Below are 16,664 nucleotides of genomic sequence, written 5' to 3' on the forward strand. Positions count from 1 at the left end.
CCCGATCGAGCATCGTCCGCCCGCTGAACGACGCCCCCGGGGAATGGTGTCAGATACCGGGGCAGGGGTTACAGGCCCCGCCCCCGTCTCCGCACCGAACCCCGGCCGAGCCAGCATCACTCTACCGGCCGGGGAAACGGGACATCAGTGCTCGGGGTTGCTCGTGACCAGTTCGGTGAGGACGCCGTGGCAGTCCTTGGGGTGCAGGAAGGTGATCGAGGAGCCCATCGAGCCGGTGCGGGGCTGGTCGTAGAGGACGCGGACGCCCTTGCCGCGGATGGCCTCCGAGTCGCCCTGGACGTCCTCGGTGCCGAAGGCGATGTGGTGGACCCCCTCGCCGTTCTTGGCAAGCCACTTGCCGACCGCGGAGTCCTCGCGGGTGGGCTCCAGGAGCTGGAGGTAGGAGGCGCCGCCGTCGGAGGTCTCGTTGATCTTCAGCATGGCCTCGCGGACACCCTGCTCCTCGTTGACCTCGGAGTGGAACACCTCGAAGCCGTACGTGGCACGGTAGAACTCGACGGTCTTGTCCAGGTCGAAGCAGGCGATCCCGATGTGGTCGATTCTTGTCAGCATGGACACAGTGCAGCGTTACCGGGGGTGGTTACGCAACGTGCGCGCGATCACACTGACGGGCCGATGACGGCACGGGTACCGCTCAGTACATTCGGGTAAACCCTCGTTCACTCCTCATCTTCAAGGGGCTGTGCTCCATGTCCGGAACGAACAACACCACGTCAGTGATCGTCGCCGGGGCCCGCACGCCCATGGGGCGGCTGCTCGGCTCGCTGAAGTCCTTCTCGGGTGCCGACCTCGGCGGCTTCGCCATCAAGTCCGCGCTGGAACGGGCCGGGATCTCCGGCGACCAGGTCCAGTACGTGATCATGGGCCAGGTGCTCCAGGCCGGCGCGGGCCAGATCCCCGCCCGCCAGGCCGCCGTCAAGGGCGGAATCCCGATGAACGTCCCCGCGCTCACCATCAACAAGGTGTGCCTGTCGGGCCTCGACGCCATCGCCCTGGCCGACCAGCTCATCCGCGCCGGAGAGTTCGACATCGTGGTCGCGGGCGGCCAGGAGTCCATGACCAACGCCCCGCACCTGCTGCCGAAGTCCCGCGAGGGCTTCAAGTACGGCGCCATCGAGATGCTCGACGCGATGGCCTACGACGGCCTCACCGACGCCTTCGAGAACATCGCGATGGGCGAGTCCACCGAGAAGCACAACACCCGCCTGGGCATCGAGCGGGCCCCGCAGGACGCCTTCGCGGCCACCTCTCACCAGCGCGCCGCCGCCGCGCAGAAGAACGGCGTCTTCGACGCCGAGATCACCCCGGTCGAGATCCCGCAGCGCAAGGGCGACCCGGTGGTCTTCTCGCAGGACGAGGGCATCCGTCCCGAGACCACCGCCGAGTCCCTCGGCAAGCTGCGCCCGGCCTTCACCAAGGACGGCACCATCACCGCCGGCACCTCTTCGCAGATCAGCGACGGCGCGGCCGCCGTGGTCGTGATGAGCAAGGCCAAGGCCGAGGAGCTGGGCCTGGAGTGGCTCGCCGAGATCGGTGCCCACGGCAACGTGGCCGGTCCGGACAACTCGCTCCAGTCGCAGCCGTCCAACGCGATCCTGCACGCCCTGAAGAAGGAGGGCCTGGAGGTCGCCGACCTGGACCTGATCGAGATCAACGAGGCCTTCGCGGCGGTCGCCGTGCAGTCAATGAAGGACCTCGGAGTGACCCCGGAAAAGGTGAACGTCAACGGCGGCGCCATCGCCCTGGGGCACCCGATCGGCATGTCCGGCGCCCGCGTGGTGCTGCACCTGGCGATGGAGCTCAAGCGCCGCGGCGGCGGGGTCGGCGCGGCCGCGCTGTGCGGCGGCGGCGGGCAGGGCGACGCCCTGATCGTCCGCGTCCCGTAGCAGCCGGCCGACCGCACCCGTAACCGTACGAGAACCGAGGAGCGCAGCACCTATGACGGCGGTGGACGTCCCCCAGCTGGTGGCCCAGGCCCGCGAAGGCAGGCCGAGGGCGGTGGCCCGGCTGATCTCGCTGGTCGAGGGGGCGTCCCCGCAGCTGCGCGAGGTGATGGCGGCGCTGGCGCCGCTCACGGGCAACGCGTACGTGGTGGGCCTGACGGGCTCCCCGGGCGTGGGCAAGTCCACGACCACCTCGGCGCTGGTCTCCGCCTACCGGCAGGCCGGCAAGCGGGTCGGCGTGCTCGCCGTCGACCCGTCCTCGCCGTTCAGCGGGGGCGCGCTGCTCGGCGACCGGGTGCGGATGTCGGACCACGCCTCCGACCCGGGGGTGTACATCCGCTCCATGGCCACCCGCGGCCACCTGGGCGGTCTCGCCTGGGCCGCCCCGCAGGCGATCCGGGTGCTGGACGCGGCCGGCTGCGAGGTGATCCTCGTCGAGACGGTCGGGGTCGGGCAGTCGGAGGTGGAGATCGCCGCGCAGGCCGACACCTCGGTGGTGCTGCTGGCCCCGGGGATGGGCGACGGGATCCAGGCCGCGAAGGCGGGCATCCTGGAGATCGGCGACGTCTACGTGGTCAACAAGGCCGACCGGGACGGCGCGGACGCCACCGCCCGGGAGCTGAACCACATGCTGAGCCTCGGGGAGTCCCGGGGCAAGGGCGACTGGCGGCCGCCGATCGTGAAGACGGTCGCGGCGCGGGGCACGGGCATCGACGAGCTGGTCGAGGCGCTGGAGAAGCACCGGGCGTGGATGGACGAGCGCGGGGTGCTGGCGCAGCGCCGCACGGCCCGGGCGGCGCGCGAGGTCGAGACGATCGCGATCACCGCGCTGCGGGCCCGGCTGGCCGACCTGCGCGGCGACGCCCACCTCGACGCCCTGGCCGCGCGGGTCGCGGGCGGCGAGCTGGACCCGTACGCGGCTTCGGACGCGCTGCTGGCGACTCTCACGGAACCGGATGCGGAGCCCGCGGGCCGGTCATAGACTGGCGAACGCCCGGAATGCCCACTGCAGGGAGGTTTCATGGCGAAGCGCGGCAACAAGAAGCGAGCCCGCAAGAAGAAGAAGGCGAACCACGGAAAGCGTCCCAACGCCTGACCGTCCCGCTCTGAACGTACGAGAGGAGCCGCGCCCCCGTCACGGGGGCGCGGCTCCTCTCGTGCGTCGTCAGTTGCCGTCGTCGTTGTCGTTCCCGTTGCCGTCCGAGTCGGACGAGACCACCTTGGCCGTGGCGGTGTCCACGTGGACGTTCTGGGTCCTTCCGTCGGTCGTCTTGACCTCGACGTTCCAGTAGGCGGCGCGGCCGTTGTTGTCGTCGTCGTCCCACTGCACCGACCAGACCTTGCCGGGGTGGGCGGCGAGGGCCGTCTTCATGGCCTGCTCGGCGGTCACCTTCGCGGCGAGCAGCGCGGCGTACTCGTCGGCCCGCTGCTCGTCGTCCTGGTTTTCCCTGGTGACGCTGCCGCTCGCGGCGTCCACCTCCAGCTCCGAGTGGGTGCCGTCCTTGCTGATCACGTCCACGTGCCAGACGGCGCCGTCGCGGTCGAGGGACTGGATCACGCCGGGGTGGGCCTTCAGGGCCGCCGCGGCCGCCGCCTCGGCGGTCACGTCGGCGCGCGCGGCCGTGGCCGTCGGCAGGGCCGTCGCGGTGTCCGCGGATGCCGTCGCCGCAGCCGCGACCGGGCCTCCCAGTGCGAGGACCATCGCCGCGGCCGCCGAAACGTACGTGTTGCGCTGCATGGCTGGACCTCCTCAGGCCGGCCACGTGCGCCTACGGTTGCTCGGCGGGGCCGGCAGCGAGTGCGTTACGCACCATTGTCCGGTGATCCGCCGGGACGGGCGCGCCGAGCGCCCCGGACTCAGGCCTTGCCGCGGCCCGCGCGCAGGTGGTCCGCGACCGGGCCGAGCGAGGCGCGCAGGGCCGCGAGGGCGTCCGGCGGGAGCAGGTCGATGAAGTGCCGGCGGACGGACGCCACGTGGTGCGGGGCGACCCTGCGCATCATTTCCATGCCCTCGGGGGTGAGTACGGCGTAGAGCCCCCGGCGGTCGGACTCGCAGTTCACGCGGCGGACCAGGCCTGCGGATTCCATGCGGGTGATCTGGTGGGAGAGCCGGCTCTTGGACTGCAGGGTCGACGTCGCGAGATCGCTCATCCGCATCCGGTGGTCCTCGGATTCCGAGAGGTTCACGAGGATCTCGTAGTCGTTGTTGGTGAGCCCGAAGGGCTGGAGATCCTTTTCCAGCTGGTGCATCAGCAGTCTGCTGACGTCCAGGTGGGTGCGCCAGGCGCACTGCTCGGCGTCGCTCAGCCAGCTCGTGGCCGTCTCGGTCTCGATGGTCTCCATGAAAGAACTCTACCTAAGAAGTTGAATTGCGTACAAAAGTGCGAGGGGTCGAGCGGTGGGGCCTACAGTCCGAAGCGGCGCTGGAGATCACCCAGCTGCCCGGGCATCCGCGGAACGCCCAGCTGGCCGAGCGGACCCTGCCCGGCCCCGGGGACGCCCTGCGCGTTTCCCGTGGCCGCGCCGGCGCCCACGGCCCCGACCGCCTGCTCCGCCATCAGCATCTCCGAGGATTGCAGAAGCACCGTCCCCGCCCCGACGAACTCGAACTGGTGCTCCTCGCCGGAGGAGCCCCCGATGCCCGTCAGCGAGCGCAGGCCGCCGATCACGCCCGACATGTACCCGTGGTCGTAGTGGTGGCAGGGGGAGGGGCAGTCCGCCCACCCCACCAGCGCCTGCGGGTCCACGCGCAGCGGCGGCTCCATGAACACCACCGGACCGTTGGACGCCGCCACGAACTTCCCGGTTCCGATCAGGGTGAGGAAGCCCGGCACGATCGACTGCTTGAGCGCGAGCGTGGGCTGGTAGGCGAGCAGGTTGCCCGACCGGATGGTCAGGTTGCCGTTGTCCAGGTCGTACGAGTTCACGTCGAAGGCCCGGTCGGCCAGCAGCATCTTGCCCTGCCCCTCGGCGACCACCCAGTCGCTCGCGTGCAGCGGCGAATGGAAGCTGGTGCGCAGCAGCCGGTCGAAGCGGCCGTGGCCGATGCCGTTGAACTCGACGCGCCCGTAGTAGGCGATCATCTTGCCCTTCTGCAGGAACCACTGGCTCCCTTTGAGCTCCACGCAGAAGGTGTAGGCGTTGACGTTGTCGTCGGACGGCAGGGTGTACGGGTCGAAGACCGACGGGCCTCCCGGTCCGCCGGTCACGGGACCACTCGGTCCGGACTGGTAGGTCACAGCTTCTCCTCCGAGGCCTGTACGTACACCGCGCCCTGTCCGGACAGCTCCAGCTGGAACGCCTCGCCCGAGCCCCGCCCGACCATGTCGCGCCAGCCCAGCGCCGTGGACAGCTTGTTGCGGACCTCGCCGTGGTGGGCGACGTAGGCCTGCGGGTCCACGTGGACGGGCCGCTGTGGGGTGATCGGCAGCTCGATGACTCCGCCGTGGGCCATCACGGCCACCGCGCCGTGCCCCTTGAGGGTGGTGGTGAACAGGCCCTGGCCGCTCACCTGGCCGCGCACCATGCCCATGACCCCTCCCTGCGAGCCCATGAACATCGTGCCCTGCTGCAGGGTGCCGTCGAAGGCGAGCAGCCGGTCGGCCTCCACGTAGAGGGTCTCGCCGGTCAGGTTGATCACCTGGATGTGGTGGCCGCCGTGGCCGAACATCACGGTGCCGCTGCCCTCGACCTCCATCAGCGGGGTCTGCTCGTTCGCCACGCGGCGCCCGATCATGCCCATCACGCCGCCCTGGCCGCCGGTCAGGCTCGGGGTGAAGGAGACCTCGCCGCGGTACGCGAGCATCGCGCCGCGCTGGCTGTACATCTTCTGCCCCGGTACGACCTGGGCCTCGACCATCTTCGAGTTGATCTCGCGGAACGGCATCAGATGTCGCCCCCGATGGTGTTGCGCTCGCTGGGCTGCACGTACACCAGGCCCTCGCCCTCGAAGCGGATCTGGAACGCCTCGCCGGAGCCCTCGCCGATCAGCGTGCGGAAGGTCACGCCGGACTGGAAGGACTGCTGGAGGTTGCCGGTGTGCGCGATGTACGCCCCCGGGTCGACGGAGAGCGGGTACTGGGCGCTGACGCGCAGCACCACCGCCGGACCGTCGGACATGATCGCCGCCTGCCCGTTGCCCTCGACGGTCGTGGTGAACAGGCCGTTGCCCGTAGCCCCGCCGCGCAGGCCGGTGAAGGTGGTGCCGGTGCGCAGGCCGGCATCGGTGCACAGCAGGTTGCTGGACTCGACGTACAGCTTGTCGCCGTGCAGATTGACCAGATTGATCTCACTCGCCCGGTCGGCGAAGAAGCAGGTGCCGTGACCCTGCACTTCCATCACGGTCATCTGCTCGCCGGTGAGCCGCCGGGTCACCATCCCGCGGATGCCTTCGCCGCCGCCGGTCATCTTTTTGAAGGCCATCTGGCCGTCGTACGCGACCATGGAGCCGTTTTTCGCTTTCACGGCATCCCCGGTCAGGTCGACGGCGAGCACCTTGCTGCCTTGAAGTCGGAACTGAGCCACGGGAAGACGTTATCCGCAGTGGGCGGGACCGAACAGGGCCCGTTGGCCGATATGCGCCCCGATCTGCCGGGAACGGGCCCCGCCACAAGATCGACCGGGGCCCCTGAGACACTGGGACGGACCCCCGGCATCCACCCCGAAGGTTCCACGTGGACATCAAGACCGCTTCCGCCCTGCACCGGCTGCGCCTCATCTCCGTACCGGAGGCGCTGTCGTTCCCGGCCCTGCTGATCTTCGGTTCGGTGCTGAGCCGGATCTCGGACATCGACTACCTGATGATGCCGCTCGGCATCGTCCACGGGATCCTGTTCGTCATCTACGCGGTGTTCCTGCTGGATGTCTGGAACAAGGCGAAGTGGCCGCTGAAGAAGGTCGCGCTGTTCTTCCTGCTGGCACTGGTGCCCTTCGGCGGGCTCTACGGGGACCGGGTGCTCAAGCGTGACGAGGCGGCGGGCGTGCTCGCGGCCCGTGCCCGCGAGGCGGCCCGCGCATGATGGTCGCCTTCTCGGTGACCCCGCTGGGCGTGGGCGAGGAGGTCGGCGAGTACGTCGCCGACGCGGTCCGCGTCGTACGGGAGTCGGGGCTCGCGAACCGCACGGACGCCATGTTCACCACCATCGAAGGTGAGTGGGACGAGGTGATGGACGTGGTGAAGCGCGCGGTGGAGGCCGTGGAGGCGCGCGCGCCCCGGGTCTCCTTCATCCTCAAGGCGGACATCCGGCCCGGTGTCACCGACGGCATGACCTCCAAGGTGGAGACGGTGGAACGGCACCTCGCCCGGGGCTGATCCGCCCGCCTCGCCCCGGGACGTCCCCACCGCACCTCACCGAACCGCCCCCGGCCGCACCGGCCGGGGGCGGTTCGCGTTCTCCGGCTCCCCGCCGCCGGGTCTTCCCGGCTCTGCCCGCCCTCCGTTCGCCGCCGCCGGGGCCGGCCGCGGCCGTGGCGATCGTGGACCTCAAACAGGCCGCCCCCGCCTTCCGCTCGACCGCCCGGCTGCCGCAGGGCGTGCGTTACCTCAGCAGCGTGCTGCTGCCCGACGACTCCGTCTTCATCACCGGCGGCTCCGCCGACTACCGCGGCCGCGGCGCCGGCGACATCCACAAGGCGCAGTTCTACTACCCGTGCACCGACTCCTTTCTCACCGTGCCGGCGGGACCCGACACTGGTCCCGCCCGGCTGGTACATGCTCTTCGTGACGGACGCGGACGGCACGCCGTCGGTGGCGAAGTGGGTACGGGTCCGGGCCGGCTCCGCCGACCAGGCCCGCTAGTCCGTGGAGCGGCGGGCCAGGCCCAGGGCGTAGTCGGGCCACCACTTGCCGGCCGGCGGGCCGCCGCGGCACGGGCCGTCGGACTCGCCGGGGCGCTTGATCCAGAGGTACGCGTCCACGAGCGGGTCCCCCGTCCTGTCGCTCGGCGGCGCGCCCAGGGCCCGGCCCGGCGGGTTGCACCAGGCCTGCTGCCGGCTGCCGCCGAGCGGGCCTTCGCCGTTGCGGCTGGTGTCGATGACGAAGTGCTTGCCCCGGGTGGCCTTGGAGAGCTCGGCGCCGTACTCCCGGCCGGCGGCGCTGGGCTGGAAGTTGGAGACGTTGAGGGAGAAGCCGTCGGCGTGCTCGAGCCCGGCCTTGTAGAGGGGGTCGACCAGTTTCGCCGGGTCCGGGATCCAGCCCGGGTTGCCGGCGTCCAGGTAGACCTTGGTGTTCTTGTTGCGCTTGAGCCGGTCGACGGCCTCGGAGAGCAGCCGCAGGCGCTCGTCGCCGTGCCCGGCCCGGGTACAGCCGTCGACGAGGTGCGGGATCGCGTCCGGCTCCAGGATGACCAGGGCCTTGTTGTCGGCGATGTTGTCGGCGAAGGCGCCGATCCAGCTGCGGTAGGCGGAGGCGTCCCGGGCGCCGCCGGCCGAGTGCCGGCCGCAGTCGCGGTACGGGATGTTGTACGCGGTGAGCACCAGCGTGCGGCCGGCGGCGCGGGCGCTCGCGCGGGCCCTTCGGATCTCGGGGCCGGGATCCGCCCCGGGCGCCCACAGGGCCATCGGCCGGTCCGAGATCCGGCGCAGCACCTGGGCGTCGCTGTTGCGGCCCTGGGCCTCCCAGGCGGCGACCTGCCGGGCGGCGTCGCTCTGCGGGTCCACCCAGAACGGGGACTCCTCGGCGATGCCGGCGGCCGCGGGGCGGTCGGGGGGTGCGGATTCCGGCTGTGCGGCGGGGGATCCGGTGCAGGCCGCTGCGATGAGCGCGAGGGTGAGGGTGGTGGCGACGGCGGTGACGGCGGTGAGGGCGGTGAGGGGGGTGCGGGCTCTGCGGGGGCCTGGCATCCGGCTTCCTCGGGACGAAGGGTCGGGCAGCGGACCGGGATATCGTGACATAACGGGCAGTTGGGGCGGGCTGCGACACCGCCGCGTGCGGGTGGGTGGGGTGCGGGTATGCGGGGGTGCGGGTGTGCCGCTGCGCGGCGCTCGTCCCTCCTGGGCTCAGCCCCGGACGCCGTGCCTCAAACGCCGGACGGGCTGATCAGGGCGATGGCCAGCGGGGTGCGTTCGTAGAGGATCTGGTGGCCGTGGCGGGAGGAGATGAGCAGGCCCGCCGCGCGGAGGGCCTTCAGGTGGGCCGACACCGTGGAGGGGGCCAGCGACAGGCGGTGGGCCAGGGCCGTGGTCGAGGCCGGGTCGCTCAGCGCGCACAGGATGTCCGCGCGGGCCCGGCCCAGCAGTCGGGACAGCGACTGCGGGGTCGGGCCCGCAGAGGCCGTCCACAGTCCGCCGATGCCCCGGGCCGGGTACACCAGCGTCGGCTGCCACGGCGGGTCGTAGCCGCCGACCACCTCCGGCCAGACGAACGCGCTCGGCATGAGGAGGAGCCCCTGGCCGTCCAGCGAGCGGTCGTGGTGGTTGCGGCGGTCGATCGTCAGGGTGTTCCCGGACCACCGCAGGTCCGGGTGGAGGCCGTCGAACAGCTCCTCCAGCCCGCCGGCCGCGAGCCGCCGGGAGTGGAACAGGATGTCCGCCTCCAGGAGCGCGCGCAGCCTGGGCCAGTGCGGGGCGACCAGCGCCAGCCAGGCCCGTTCGTACAGATCGGCCAGCTCCTGGACGGCCCGCGCCGGATCCGCCAGCATCCGCTGCCCGGCCTCGCTCTCCAGCGCGCCCGGAGTGCAGGCCAGGGAGCGCCGCAGGTCCTCCCGCGCCGCCCCGGGATCGGCGGCCCGGACCCGCGCGAGCTCCTCCTCGAAGGTGACCGACGGGCCCGTCGGCGGCGGGCTGAGGAAGTCCGGATTGTGCCCGGCGTCCGGCATCAGCAGCCACAGCGGCCGCAGGTCCAGGCCGGCCGCGGCCGCGCGGATCTGCCGGAGCCAGGGCAGGTGGTAGGCGTGGCGTCGAGGCTGGAGGAGGACCCGTACCGCCTCCTGGGTCTCCCAGCGCGGTGAGAGGGAGAACCGGCAGCGCAGCAGATCCGCCGGACCGAAACGGAAGTGGAAGGGCACGGGCGCGGGCTCCGATGGAGTCTCGGACGGTTCGCACGACTCGGATCGTTCGCACGACTCGGACGGTTCGCACCGCTCGGATGATTCGGGTGAGGGCGAATCTCTGTCCCCCCAGCCTACGGCCCGCCACGGTGACCCGTATGTCAACCGTCAACCGGACCGGAGCCGGAGCCGCCGATACCGAAGCCGCCGCCGATGCCGGAGCCGGTACCGAAGCAGCCGCCGCGACCGGCTACCGCCCCGTCTTCCGCGTCCGCGAGTTCCGGCCCGTCTTCGCCGCGCACCTGCTGTCCGTACTCGGCGTGGTCATCGCCGAGATCTCCCTCACCGTCCTCGTCTACCGCGCCACCGGCTCGCCCCTGATGAGCGCGCTCACCTTCGCCCTCGGCTTCCTCCCCTACGCCCTCGGCGGCACCCTCCTCGCCCCGGTCGCCGACCGACTCCCCGCCCGTCGTGTACTCGTCGGCTGCGACCTGCTCTGCGCGGCCTGCGCGGCGGCCATGGCCGCGCCCGGCACCCCGGTCGCGCTGCTCCTCGTACTGCGCTGCGCCATGGCCTTCGTCGCGCCGCTCTTCCAGGGCACCCGCAGCGCCTCGCTGGCCGACATCCTCGGCGACGGTGAGGCGTACGTACTGGGCCGCTCGCTGCTGCGCATGGTGGCCCAGAGCGCCCAGCTCATCGGCTTCGGACTCGGCGGGCTGCTGCTCACCGTCCTCGCCCCGCGCGGGGCGATCGTCCTGACGGCCGCCGGCTTCCTCGGCTCCGCCCTGCTGCTGCGCCTCGGCACCCGGGACCGGCCCGCCCGCGCCGCCGCCGACGGCCCGCGCACCTCGCCGCTCGCCGGACTGCGCTCGGTCCTGGGCGAGCCCCGGCTGCGGGCGCTGACCCTGCTGTGCTGGCTGCCGCCGCTCTTCTTCGTCGTCCCCGAGGCACTGCTCACCCCGTACGCCGCCGGGGCCGGCGCCTCCACGGCCGTGCTCGGGCTGCTGATGTGCGCGATGCCGGTCGGCGCGATCGCCGGGGAGTTGTGGGCGGGCTCCGCGCTCACCGCCCGAACGCGTTCGCGGATCACGGCTCCGCTCGCGGCCGCGGGACTGCTGCCCCTGCTCGTGTACGCGGTCCGGCCCGGCGTGGCGCTGCTGGCGGCCGCGCTCGTGCTGGCCGGGCTGTCCCACGCGTACACCCTCGGACTCGACCAGTGGTACGTCGACGCCGTCCCCGCCGAACTGCGGGGCCGGGCGATGACGCTGCTCAGCACCGGTCTGATGACCCTGCAGGGCGTCGGCATGGCGCTGGCCGGCGTCGCCGCCGAGTTCCTGCCCGTCCACGTGGTCGTCACGGGCGCCGCCGTCCTCGGCACGGGGGTCGTCCTGCTGCTGCTCGCGGGGGTGCGCCGGACGGGAGGATCGAAGCGTGAGACGGGTCCCGCCGCCAAATGACCGCCCGGTAGGGTCTGGTGCGTGCCGAAACCGCTCAGCCTTCCCTTCGACCCGATCGCCCGCGCCGACGAACTGTGGCAGCAGCGCTGGGGTCCGGTGCCCTCGATGGCCGCGATCACCTCGATCATGCGGGCGCACCAGATCCTGCTCGGGGAGGTCGACGCGGTCGTCAAGCCGTACGGGCTGACCTTCGCGCGGTACGAGGCGCTGGTGCTGCTGACCTTCTCCAAGGCCGGGGAACTGCCGATGTCGAAGATCGGCGAGCGGCTGATGGTCCACCCGACGTCGGTGACGAACACGGTGGACCGGCTGGTGAAGTCCGGCCTCGTCGCCAGGCGCCCGAATCCGAACGACGGCCGCGGCACGCTCGCGTCGATCACGGACAAGGGCCGCGAGGTCGTCGAGGCGGCGACCAAGGCGCTGATGGAGGTCGACTTCGGACTGGGCGCCTACGACGCCGAGGAGTGCGGGGAGATCTTCGCGCTCCTGCGTCCCCTGAGGGTGGCCGCGGCCGACTTCGAGGAAAACTAGCCGCAGCTCCGGCCGGGGCGGCCCGCTGCAAGATCGTGCAAAACGGACGGCTAGGCTCGACGGCATGAAACGAAGCGTGCTGACCCGCTACCGCGTCATGGCCTACGTGACCGCGGTCATGCTCCTGATCCTCTGCTCCTGCATGGTGGCGAAGTACGGCTTCGACACCGGCGCCGACCTGACCTTCGCGGTCTCGCAGGCGCACGGTGTGCTGTTCATGATCTACCTGGTGTTCGCCTTCGACCTGGGCTCCAAGGCCAAGTGGCCGTTCGGCAAGCTCCTGTGGGTGCTGGTCTCGGGCACGATCCCGCTGGCCGCGTTCTTCGTCGAGCGCAAGATCCGTGCCGAGGTCGAGCCCCTCGTCGAGGGCGGCCTGGCCGGCGCCCGCGCCTGACCGTGTGACCGATGGCCTACCCCCGGAGAGGACTCTCCGGGGGTAGGCCATCGACATTTACTAGGACGTCCTAGTAAATTCATGGGTATGGACGCTGACGCCATCGAGGAGGGCCGCCGTCGCTGGCAGGCCCGTTACGACAAGGCCCGCAAGCGCGAGGCCGATTTCACCACGCTCTCCGGGGATGACGTCGATCCCGTCTACGGGCCGCGGCCCGGCGACAAGTACGAGGGGTTCGAGCGCATCGGCTGGCCTGGCGAGTACCCGTACACCCGGGGACTGCACGCCACCGGCTACCGGGGGCGGACCTGGACCATCCGGCAGTTCGCCGGATTCGGGAACGCCGAGCAGACCAACGAGCGCTACAAGATGATCCTGGCCGCCGGCGGCGGCGGGCTCTCCGTCGCCTTCGACATGCCGACCCTCATGGGCCGGGACTCCGACGACCCGCGCGCGCTGGGCGAGGTCGGCCACTGCGGGGTCGCCATCGACTCCGCCGCCGACATGGAGGTCCTCTTCAAGGACATCCCGCTCGGCGACGTCACCACCTCGATGACCATCTCCGGGCCCGCGGTGCCCGCCTTCTGCATGTACCTCGTCGCCGCCGAGCGGCAGGGCGTCGACCCGGCCCTGCTCAACGGGACGCTCCAGACCGACATCTTCAAGGAGTACATCGCCCAGAAGGAGTGGCTCTTCGAACCCGAGCCGCACCTGCGCCTCATCGGCGACCTCATGGAGTACTGCGCGAACGGCATCCCCGCCTACAAGCCGCTCTCCGTCTCCGGCTACCACATCCGCGAGGCCGGGGCCACGGCCGCGCAGGAGCTCGCGTACACGCTCGCCGACGGCTTCGGGTACGTGGAGCTGGGCCTCTCGCGCGGGCTGGACGTGGACCACTTCGCGTCCGGGCTCTCCTTCTTCTTCGACGCGCACCTCGACTTCTTCGAGGAGATCGCCAAGTTCCGCGCCGCCCGCAGGATCTGGGCCCGCTGGATGAAGGAGGTGTACGGGGCGAAGTCCGAGAAGACGATGTGGCTGCGCTTCCACACCCAGACGGCCGGGGTCTCGCTCACCGCCCAGCAGCCCTACAACAACGTCGTCCGGACCGCCGTGGAGGCCCTCGCGGCCGTCCTCGGCGGCACCAACTCGCTGCACACCAACGCGCTCGACGAGACCCTCGCGCTGCCGAGCGAGCAGGCCGCCGAGATCGCCCTGCGCACGCAGCAGGTGCTGATGGAGGAGACCGGCGTCGCCAACGTGGCCGACCCGCTGGGCGGTTCCTGGTACGTCGAGCAGCTCACCGACCGCATCGAGGCCGACGCCGAGAAGATCTTCGAGCAGATCAAGGAGCGCGGACTGCGCGCGCACCCGAACGGGCAGCACCCGATCGGCCCGATCACCTCGGGCATCCTGCGGGGCATCGAGGACGGCTGGTTCACCGGGGAGATCGCCGAGTCGGCCTTCCAGTACCAGCGTTCGGTGGAGAAGGGCGACAAGCGGGTCGTCGGCGTCAACGTCCACCACGGATCGGTCACCGGCGACCTGGAGATCCTCCGGGTCAGCCACGAGGTGGAGCGCGTACAGGTACGGGAGCTCGCGGAGCGCAAGGCGGGCCGGGACGACGCGAAGGTGACGGCCGCGCTGGACGCCATGCTGGCCGCCGCCCGGGACGGGTCGAACATGATCCCGGCCATGCTCGACGCGGCGCGCGCCGAGGCCACGATGGGCGAGATCTGCAACCTGCTGCGGGACGAGTGGGGAACGTATACGGAGCCGCCCGGCTTCTGACGGCCCCTTAGGGGGTGTCTTGCCGACGAGACGGTCCCCGGCCCTAAGGTGGCGGCCATGACCGGCCGCCACCTTCCCGCCCCCGTCTACGGGGTGAGCGCCCGCGTGGTCATGCAGACCGGCTGCGGGCCGTACGCGTACATCGCCGCCGATTTCGAGCCGCCGGGCCCCGGCGGGCTGACGGAGGTCCTCGACGCCGTGCCCGCCGGGCGGCTGCCCGAGGTCTACGTGCCCTGCGTGCGGGCGGGCATCCTGCGCGGGCTGGAGGGGGTGGCGGCCTCGGTGCTGCTCACCGACGCCGGCTTCCACGACGTCGACTCCTCGGAGTACGGCTACCGGCTCGCCGGGCTGGAAGTGGGCCGCGCGGCCCTGGTGGCCTGCGGGCTGCTGCCGCCCGAGGAGGCCGACAGTCTGCGCTGGGCGCGGTGGCCGGGCCGCCCGAGGCCCTGGCCGGGCCACAATCCGCGCTCGGAGGCGCTGATCATGGCCGCCCCGGCCTGGTGCCCGGACTTCCTGCCCCTGTCGGACGGCCGGCCCGCGGTGATCACACCGCCGGTGCGGGGCCGGAAGGGCCGGCGGCGGAGCCCTGGAGGCCGTGCATGAGCAGGGTGGTGAAGGTGGCCACCCACAGCTCGTCCACCGGTTCGGAGCTGACCAGCGCGCGGTGCACGACCGTGCCCGCGATCACGTCGAAGATGAGGTCCGTGGTGCGGGCGGCGACGGACTCGTCCTCCTCGTAGGGGAGTTCGCCCCGGGCCTGCGCCCGTTCGCGGCCCAGTACGACGAGACGTTTCTGCCGGTCCACGATCGCCGACCGGATCCGGTCCCGCAGGGCCTCGTCCCGAGTGGACTCGGCGACGACCGCCATCAGGGCCGTACGGGCCTCCGGGCGGCGCAGCAGCTCCGCGAACCGGAGCACCACGTACTCGATGTCGGCTTCGAGCGAGCCCCGGTCGGGCAGTTCGAGGGAGTCGAAGAGCTCCGCGACCGCGTCCACGACCAGTTCGTTCTTGCCGGACCAGCGGCGGTAGAGGGTGGTCTTCGCGACCCCGGCCCGGGCGGAGACGTCCCCCATCGTCAGCTTGGACCAGCCCAGCTCCACCAGCGCGTCCCGTGTCGCGGCCAGGATCGCGGCGTCCGCCGCGGCGCTGCGCGGGCGGCCGGTGCGGCCGGGCGGGGAAGAAGTGGCTGAACTGGGGTTGCGCATGGCCGAGACCATACCCGCCGGTAGGGGAACGGCCGGGGGCCCCGTCTGGTGTGCTTCAGATCACGGGGCACCGTCGGGCGAAGGGAGTTACGCTACGACTCGTAGCGTAAGAGCGGCAACCACGCGAAGAGCTACCGGCGCCAGGTGGGGACCCGGCGCCACCGCACGAAGAGCACGAGAGCACGAACAGCACGAACAGCACGAGAAGAGCACGAACGGTACGAAGGGCGCGGCGGCGCCGCACGGCAGGTACCGCGATCGGTTCGTTTCGGCCGATCTTTTTCGTCGGCACGCGCGCACGGGGGAGGATGTACGCATGCAGCCCAGAAACATGTCCATGAGCGGCGTCGTCGACCTCGCCGCGGTGAAGGCGGCCGGCGAGGCCAAGGCGAAGGCCGAGCAGGCCCGGGCCGAGGCGGCCCGCAAGGCCACTCAGGGCGGTGCGCCCGCGTCCGCCGGGGCCGTCCCGCCGTCCGCGCTCGTCTTCGACACCGACGAGACCCAGTTCGAGAGCCATGTCGTCCCGCTCTCGGGCGAGGTTCCGGTCATTCTCGACTTCCGCGCCGAGGGCTTCGACCAGGGCCGGGAGCTGAGCCTGCTGCTGGAGCGGCTCACGGTCGAGGCGAACGGACGCCTGGCCCTGGCCGCCCTCGACGTCGCGGCCAGCCAGAACCTGATCCGCGAGTTCCGCATCCAGGCCCTGCCCGCCGTCTTCGCGCTCGTCGCGGGCCAGGCGATGCCGCTGTTCCAGGACTTCGCGCCCGAGGACGAGGTCCGAGCGGTCCTGGCCCAGCTGGTCCAGATCGCCGAGGAGCGCTTCGGGGTTCTCGGTGTCGCGGTGGACCCCGCCGCCGAGGGCGCCGCCCCGGGCGCAGGGCCGGAAGCCGACGAGGAGCCGGCCGGTCCGCACGACTCCCTGCTGGACGCGGCGGTCGCCGCGTTGGACGCCGACGACCTGGACGGAGCGGTGCGCGCCTACAAGGACGTACTGGCGGCCGACCCGGGCAACAGCGAGGCCAAGCTGGGCCTGGCGCAGGCCGAGCTCTTCGTCCGGGTCAAGGGCATGGACCCGCAGGCGGTGCGCGCGGCGGCGGCCGAGAACCCGCGCGATCCGGCGGCGCAGATCGCCGCCGCCGACCTGGACCTGGTCGGCGGTCACGTGGCGGACGCCTTCGGGCGCCTGGTCGACACCGTGCGGGTGACGTCCGGTGAGGACCGCGACGCCGTACGGGTGCGCCTGCTGGAGATGTTCGATGCGGTCGGGCCGGACAGCCCGCTCGTCACCTCGGCGCGCACGGCGCTCGCGCGGGTGCTGTTCTAGGTCCTGTCTGGAGTTCA

Annotated in this window: 20 protein-coding genes and 1 pseudogene; 12 read left to right on the forward strand and 9 right to left on the reverse strand. The window is 71.6% G+C overall.

Annotated elements, in window-relative coordinates; all coding sequences use genetic code 11:
- Positions 1-144: 144 nt before the first annotated feature.
- A complete protein-coding gene (gene mce / locus J7F03_RS30090) occupies positions 145-573 on the reverse strand; it encodes a methylmalonyl-CoA epimerase (protein WP_008738238.1) in 429 nt (142 codons plus the stop codon).
- Positions 574-710: 137 nt separating this feature from the next.
- On the opposite strand from mce, the gene J7F03_RS30095 reads away from it, so the two are divergent.
- Genes J7F03_RS30095 through J7F03_RS42775 form a run of 3 tightly spaced genes read left to right on the forward strand, consistent with a single transcriptional unit; the run spans position 711 to position 3,060 of the window.
- Positions 711-1,907, forward strand: coding sequence for an acetyl-CoA C-acetyltransferase (locus J7F03_RS30095; RefSeq protein ID WP_214955019.1), 1,197 nt, complete (start codon positions 711-713; stop codon positions 1,905-1,907).
- Positions 1,908-1,959: 52 nt separating this feature from the next.
- Positions 1,960-2,946, forward strand: coding sequence for a methylmalonyl Co-A mutase-associated GTPase MeaB (gene meaB / locus J7F03_RS30100; RefSeq protein ID WP_214955021.1), 987 nt, complete (start codon positions 1,960-1,962; stop codon positions 2,944-2,946).
- Positions 2,947-2,985: 39 nt separating this feature from the next.
- Entirely contained in the window at positions 2,986-3,060 is a 75-nt protein-coding gene (locus tag J7F03_RS42775; RefSeq protein WP_099895366.1) for a 50S ribosomal protein bL37, read from the forward strand.
- 69 nt (positions 3,061-3,129) lie between these two features.
- Here J7F03_RS42775 and J7F03_RS30105 read toward each other — a convergent pair whose 3' ends face one another.
- From J7F03_RS30105 to J7F03_RS30125, 5 genes are all read right to left on the reverse strand, one after another.
- Complete coding sequence (locus J7F03_RS30105; protein ID WP_214955024.1) at positions 3,130-3,702, reverse strand: PepSY domain-containing protein; 573 nt, start codon at positions 3,700-3,702, stop codon at positions 3,130-3,132.
- A gap of 119 nt (positions 3,703-3,821) precedes the next feature.
- The gene (locus J7F03_RS30110; RefSeq protein WP_214955057.1) at positions 3,822-4,298 is read right to left on the reverse strand and encodes a MarR family winged helix-turn-helix transcriptional regulator; all 477 of its coding nucleotides are present in this window, start codon (positions 4,296-4,298) and stop codon (positions 3,822-3,824) included.
- Between the two features lie 71 nt (positions 4,299-4,369).
- Positions 4,370-5,173, reverse strand: coding sequence for an AIM24 family protein (locus tag J7F03_RS30115; protein ID WP_214955058.1), 804 nt, complete (start codon positions 5,171-5,173; stop codon positions 4,370-4,372).
- Between the two features lie 26 nt (positions 5,174-5,199).
- Complete coding sequence (locus J7F03_RS30120) at positions 5,200-5,850, reverse strand: AIM24 family protein (protein WP_214955026.1); 651 nt, start codon at positions 5,848-5,850, stop codon at positions 5,200-5,202.
- On the reverse strand, positions 5,850-6,488 hold the full coding sequence (locus J7F03_RS30125; protein ID WP_214955027.1) for an AIM24 family protein: 639 nt from the start codon (positions 6,486-6,488) through the stop codon (positions 5,850-5,852). The genes J7F03_RS30120 and J7F03_RS30125 overlap by 1 nt, the downstream gene beginning before the upstream one ends.
- 149 nt (positions 6,489-6,637) lie before the next feature.
- Here J7F03_RS30125 and J7F03_RS30130 point away from each other — a divergent pair, with 149 nt between their 5' ends.
- The 3 genes and pseudogenes from J7F03_RS30130 to J7F03_RS42435 all read left to right on the forward strand — a co-directional run.
- A complete protein-coding gene (locus J7F03_RS30130; RefSeq protein ID WP_214955029.1) occupies positions 6,638-6,982 on the forward strand; it encodes a DUF3817 domain-containing protein in 345 nt (114 codons plus the stop codon).
- Positions 6,979-7,275: an MTH1187 family thiamine-binding protein gene (locus J7F03_RS30135; protein WP_214955031.1), complete on the forward strand. Its 297-nt coding sequence runs from the start codon at positions 6,979-6,981 to the stop codon at positions 7,273-7,275. The genes J7F03_RS30130 and J7F03_RS30135 overlap by 4 nt, the downstream gene beginning before the upstream one ends.
- 149 nt (positions 7,276-7,424) lie before the next feature.
- Positions 7,425-7,761 (forward strand): annotated as a pseudogene (locus J7F03_RS42435) (galactose oxidase-like domain-containing protein); the annotation flags it as partial.
- Here the strand turns inward: J7F03_RS42435 and J7F03_RS30145 are convergent.
- The gene (locus J7F03_RS30145) at positions 7,758-8,804 is read right to left on the reverse strand and encodes a glycoside hydrolase family 6 protein (RefSeq protein WP_214955033.1); all 1,047 of its coding nucleotides are present in this window, start codon (positions 8,802-8,804) and stop codon (positions 7,758-7,760) included. The pseudogene J7F03_RS42435 and the gene J7F03_RS30145 overlap by 4 nt on opposite strands.
- A 176-nt stretch (positions 8,805-8,980) precedes the next feature.
- Entirely contained in the window at positions 8,981-9,967 is a 987-nt protein-coding gene (locus J7F03_RS30150; RefSeq protein ID WP_214955035.1) for a DUF5937 family protein, read from the reverse strand.
- Between the two features lie 140 nt (positions 9,968-10,107).
- On the opposite strand from J7F03_RS30150, the gene J7F03_RS30155 reads away from it, so the two are divergent.
- The 5 genes from J7F03_RS30155 to J7F03_RS30175 all read left to right on the forward strand — a co-directional run bounded on the left by J7F03_RS30155 (position 10,108) and on the right by J7F03_RS30175 (position 14,722).
- On the forward strand, positions 10,108-11,406 hold the full coding sequence (locus J7F03_RS30155) for an MFS transporter (RefSeq protein ID WP_214955037.1): 1,299 nt from the start codon (positions 10,108-10,110) through the stop codon (positions 11,404-11,406).
- Positions 11,407-11,427: 21 nt separating this feature from the next.
- A complete protein-coding gene (locus J7F03_RS30160) occupies positions 11,428-11,937 on the forward strand; it encodes a MarR family winged helix-turn-helix transcriptional regulator (protein ID WP_214955039.1) in 510 nt (169 codons plus the stop codon).
- Between the two features lie 64 nt (positions 11,938-12,001).
- Positions 12,002-12,331, forward strand: a complete 330-nt coding sequence (locus J7F03_RS30165; protein ID WP_214955042.1) for a DUF3817 domain-containing protein — start codon at positions 12,002-12,004, stop codon at positions 12,329-12,331.
- 87 nt (positions 12,332-12,418) lie between these two features.
- Positions 12,419-14,119 (forward strand): methylmalonyl-CoA mutase, encoded by a 1,701-nt coding sequence (locus tag J7F03_RS30170; protein ID WP_214955044.1) that lies wholly within the window; start codon positions 12,419-12,421, stop codon positions 14,117-14,119.
- Between the two features lie 57 nt (positions 14,120-14,176).
- Positions 14,177-14,722, forward strand: a complete 546-nt coding sequence (locus J7F03_RS30175; protein WP_214955046.1) for a hypothetical protein — start codon at positions 14,177-14,179, stop codon at positions 14,720-14,722.
- Here the strand turns inward: J7F03_RS30175 and J7F03_RS30180 are convergent.
- Positions 14,664-15,326 (reverse strand): TetR/AcrR family transcriptional regulator, encoded by a 663-nt coding sequence (locus tag J7F03_RS30180; RefSeq protein WP_251072701.1) that lies wholly within the window; start codon positions 15,324-15,326, stop codon positions 14,664-14,666. The genes J7F03_RS30175 and J7F03_RS30180 overlap by 59 nt on opposite strands.
- A 316-nt stretch (positions 15,327-15,642) precedes the next feature.
- Between J7F03_RS30180 and J7F03_RS30185 the strand changes: the two genes are divergently transcribed.
- On the forward strand, positions 15,643-16,647 hold the full coding sequence (locus J7F03_RS30185) for a co-chaperone YbbN (RefSeq protein ID WP_214955050.1): 1,005 nt from the start codon (positions 15,643-15,645) through the stop codon (positions 16,645-16,647).
- Positions 16,648-16,664: the final 17 nt, after the last annotated feature.

Origin of the sequence: Streptomyces sp. ISL-43 (assembly GCF_018614195.1) — a bacterium.
Lineage (GTDB): Bacteria > Actinomycetota > Actinomycetes > Streptomycetales > Streptomycetaceae > Streptomyces.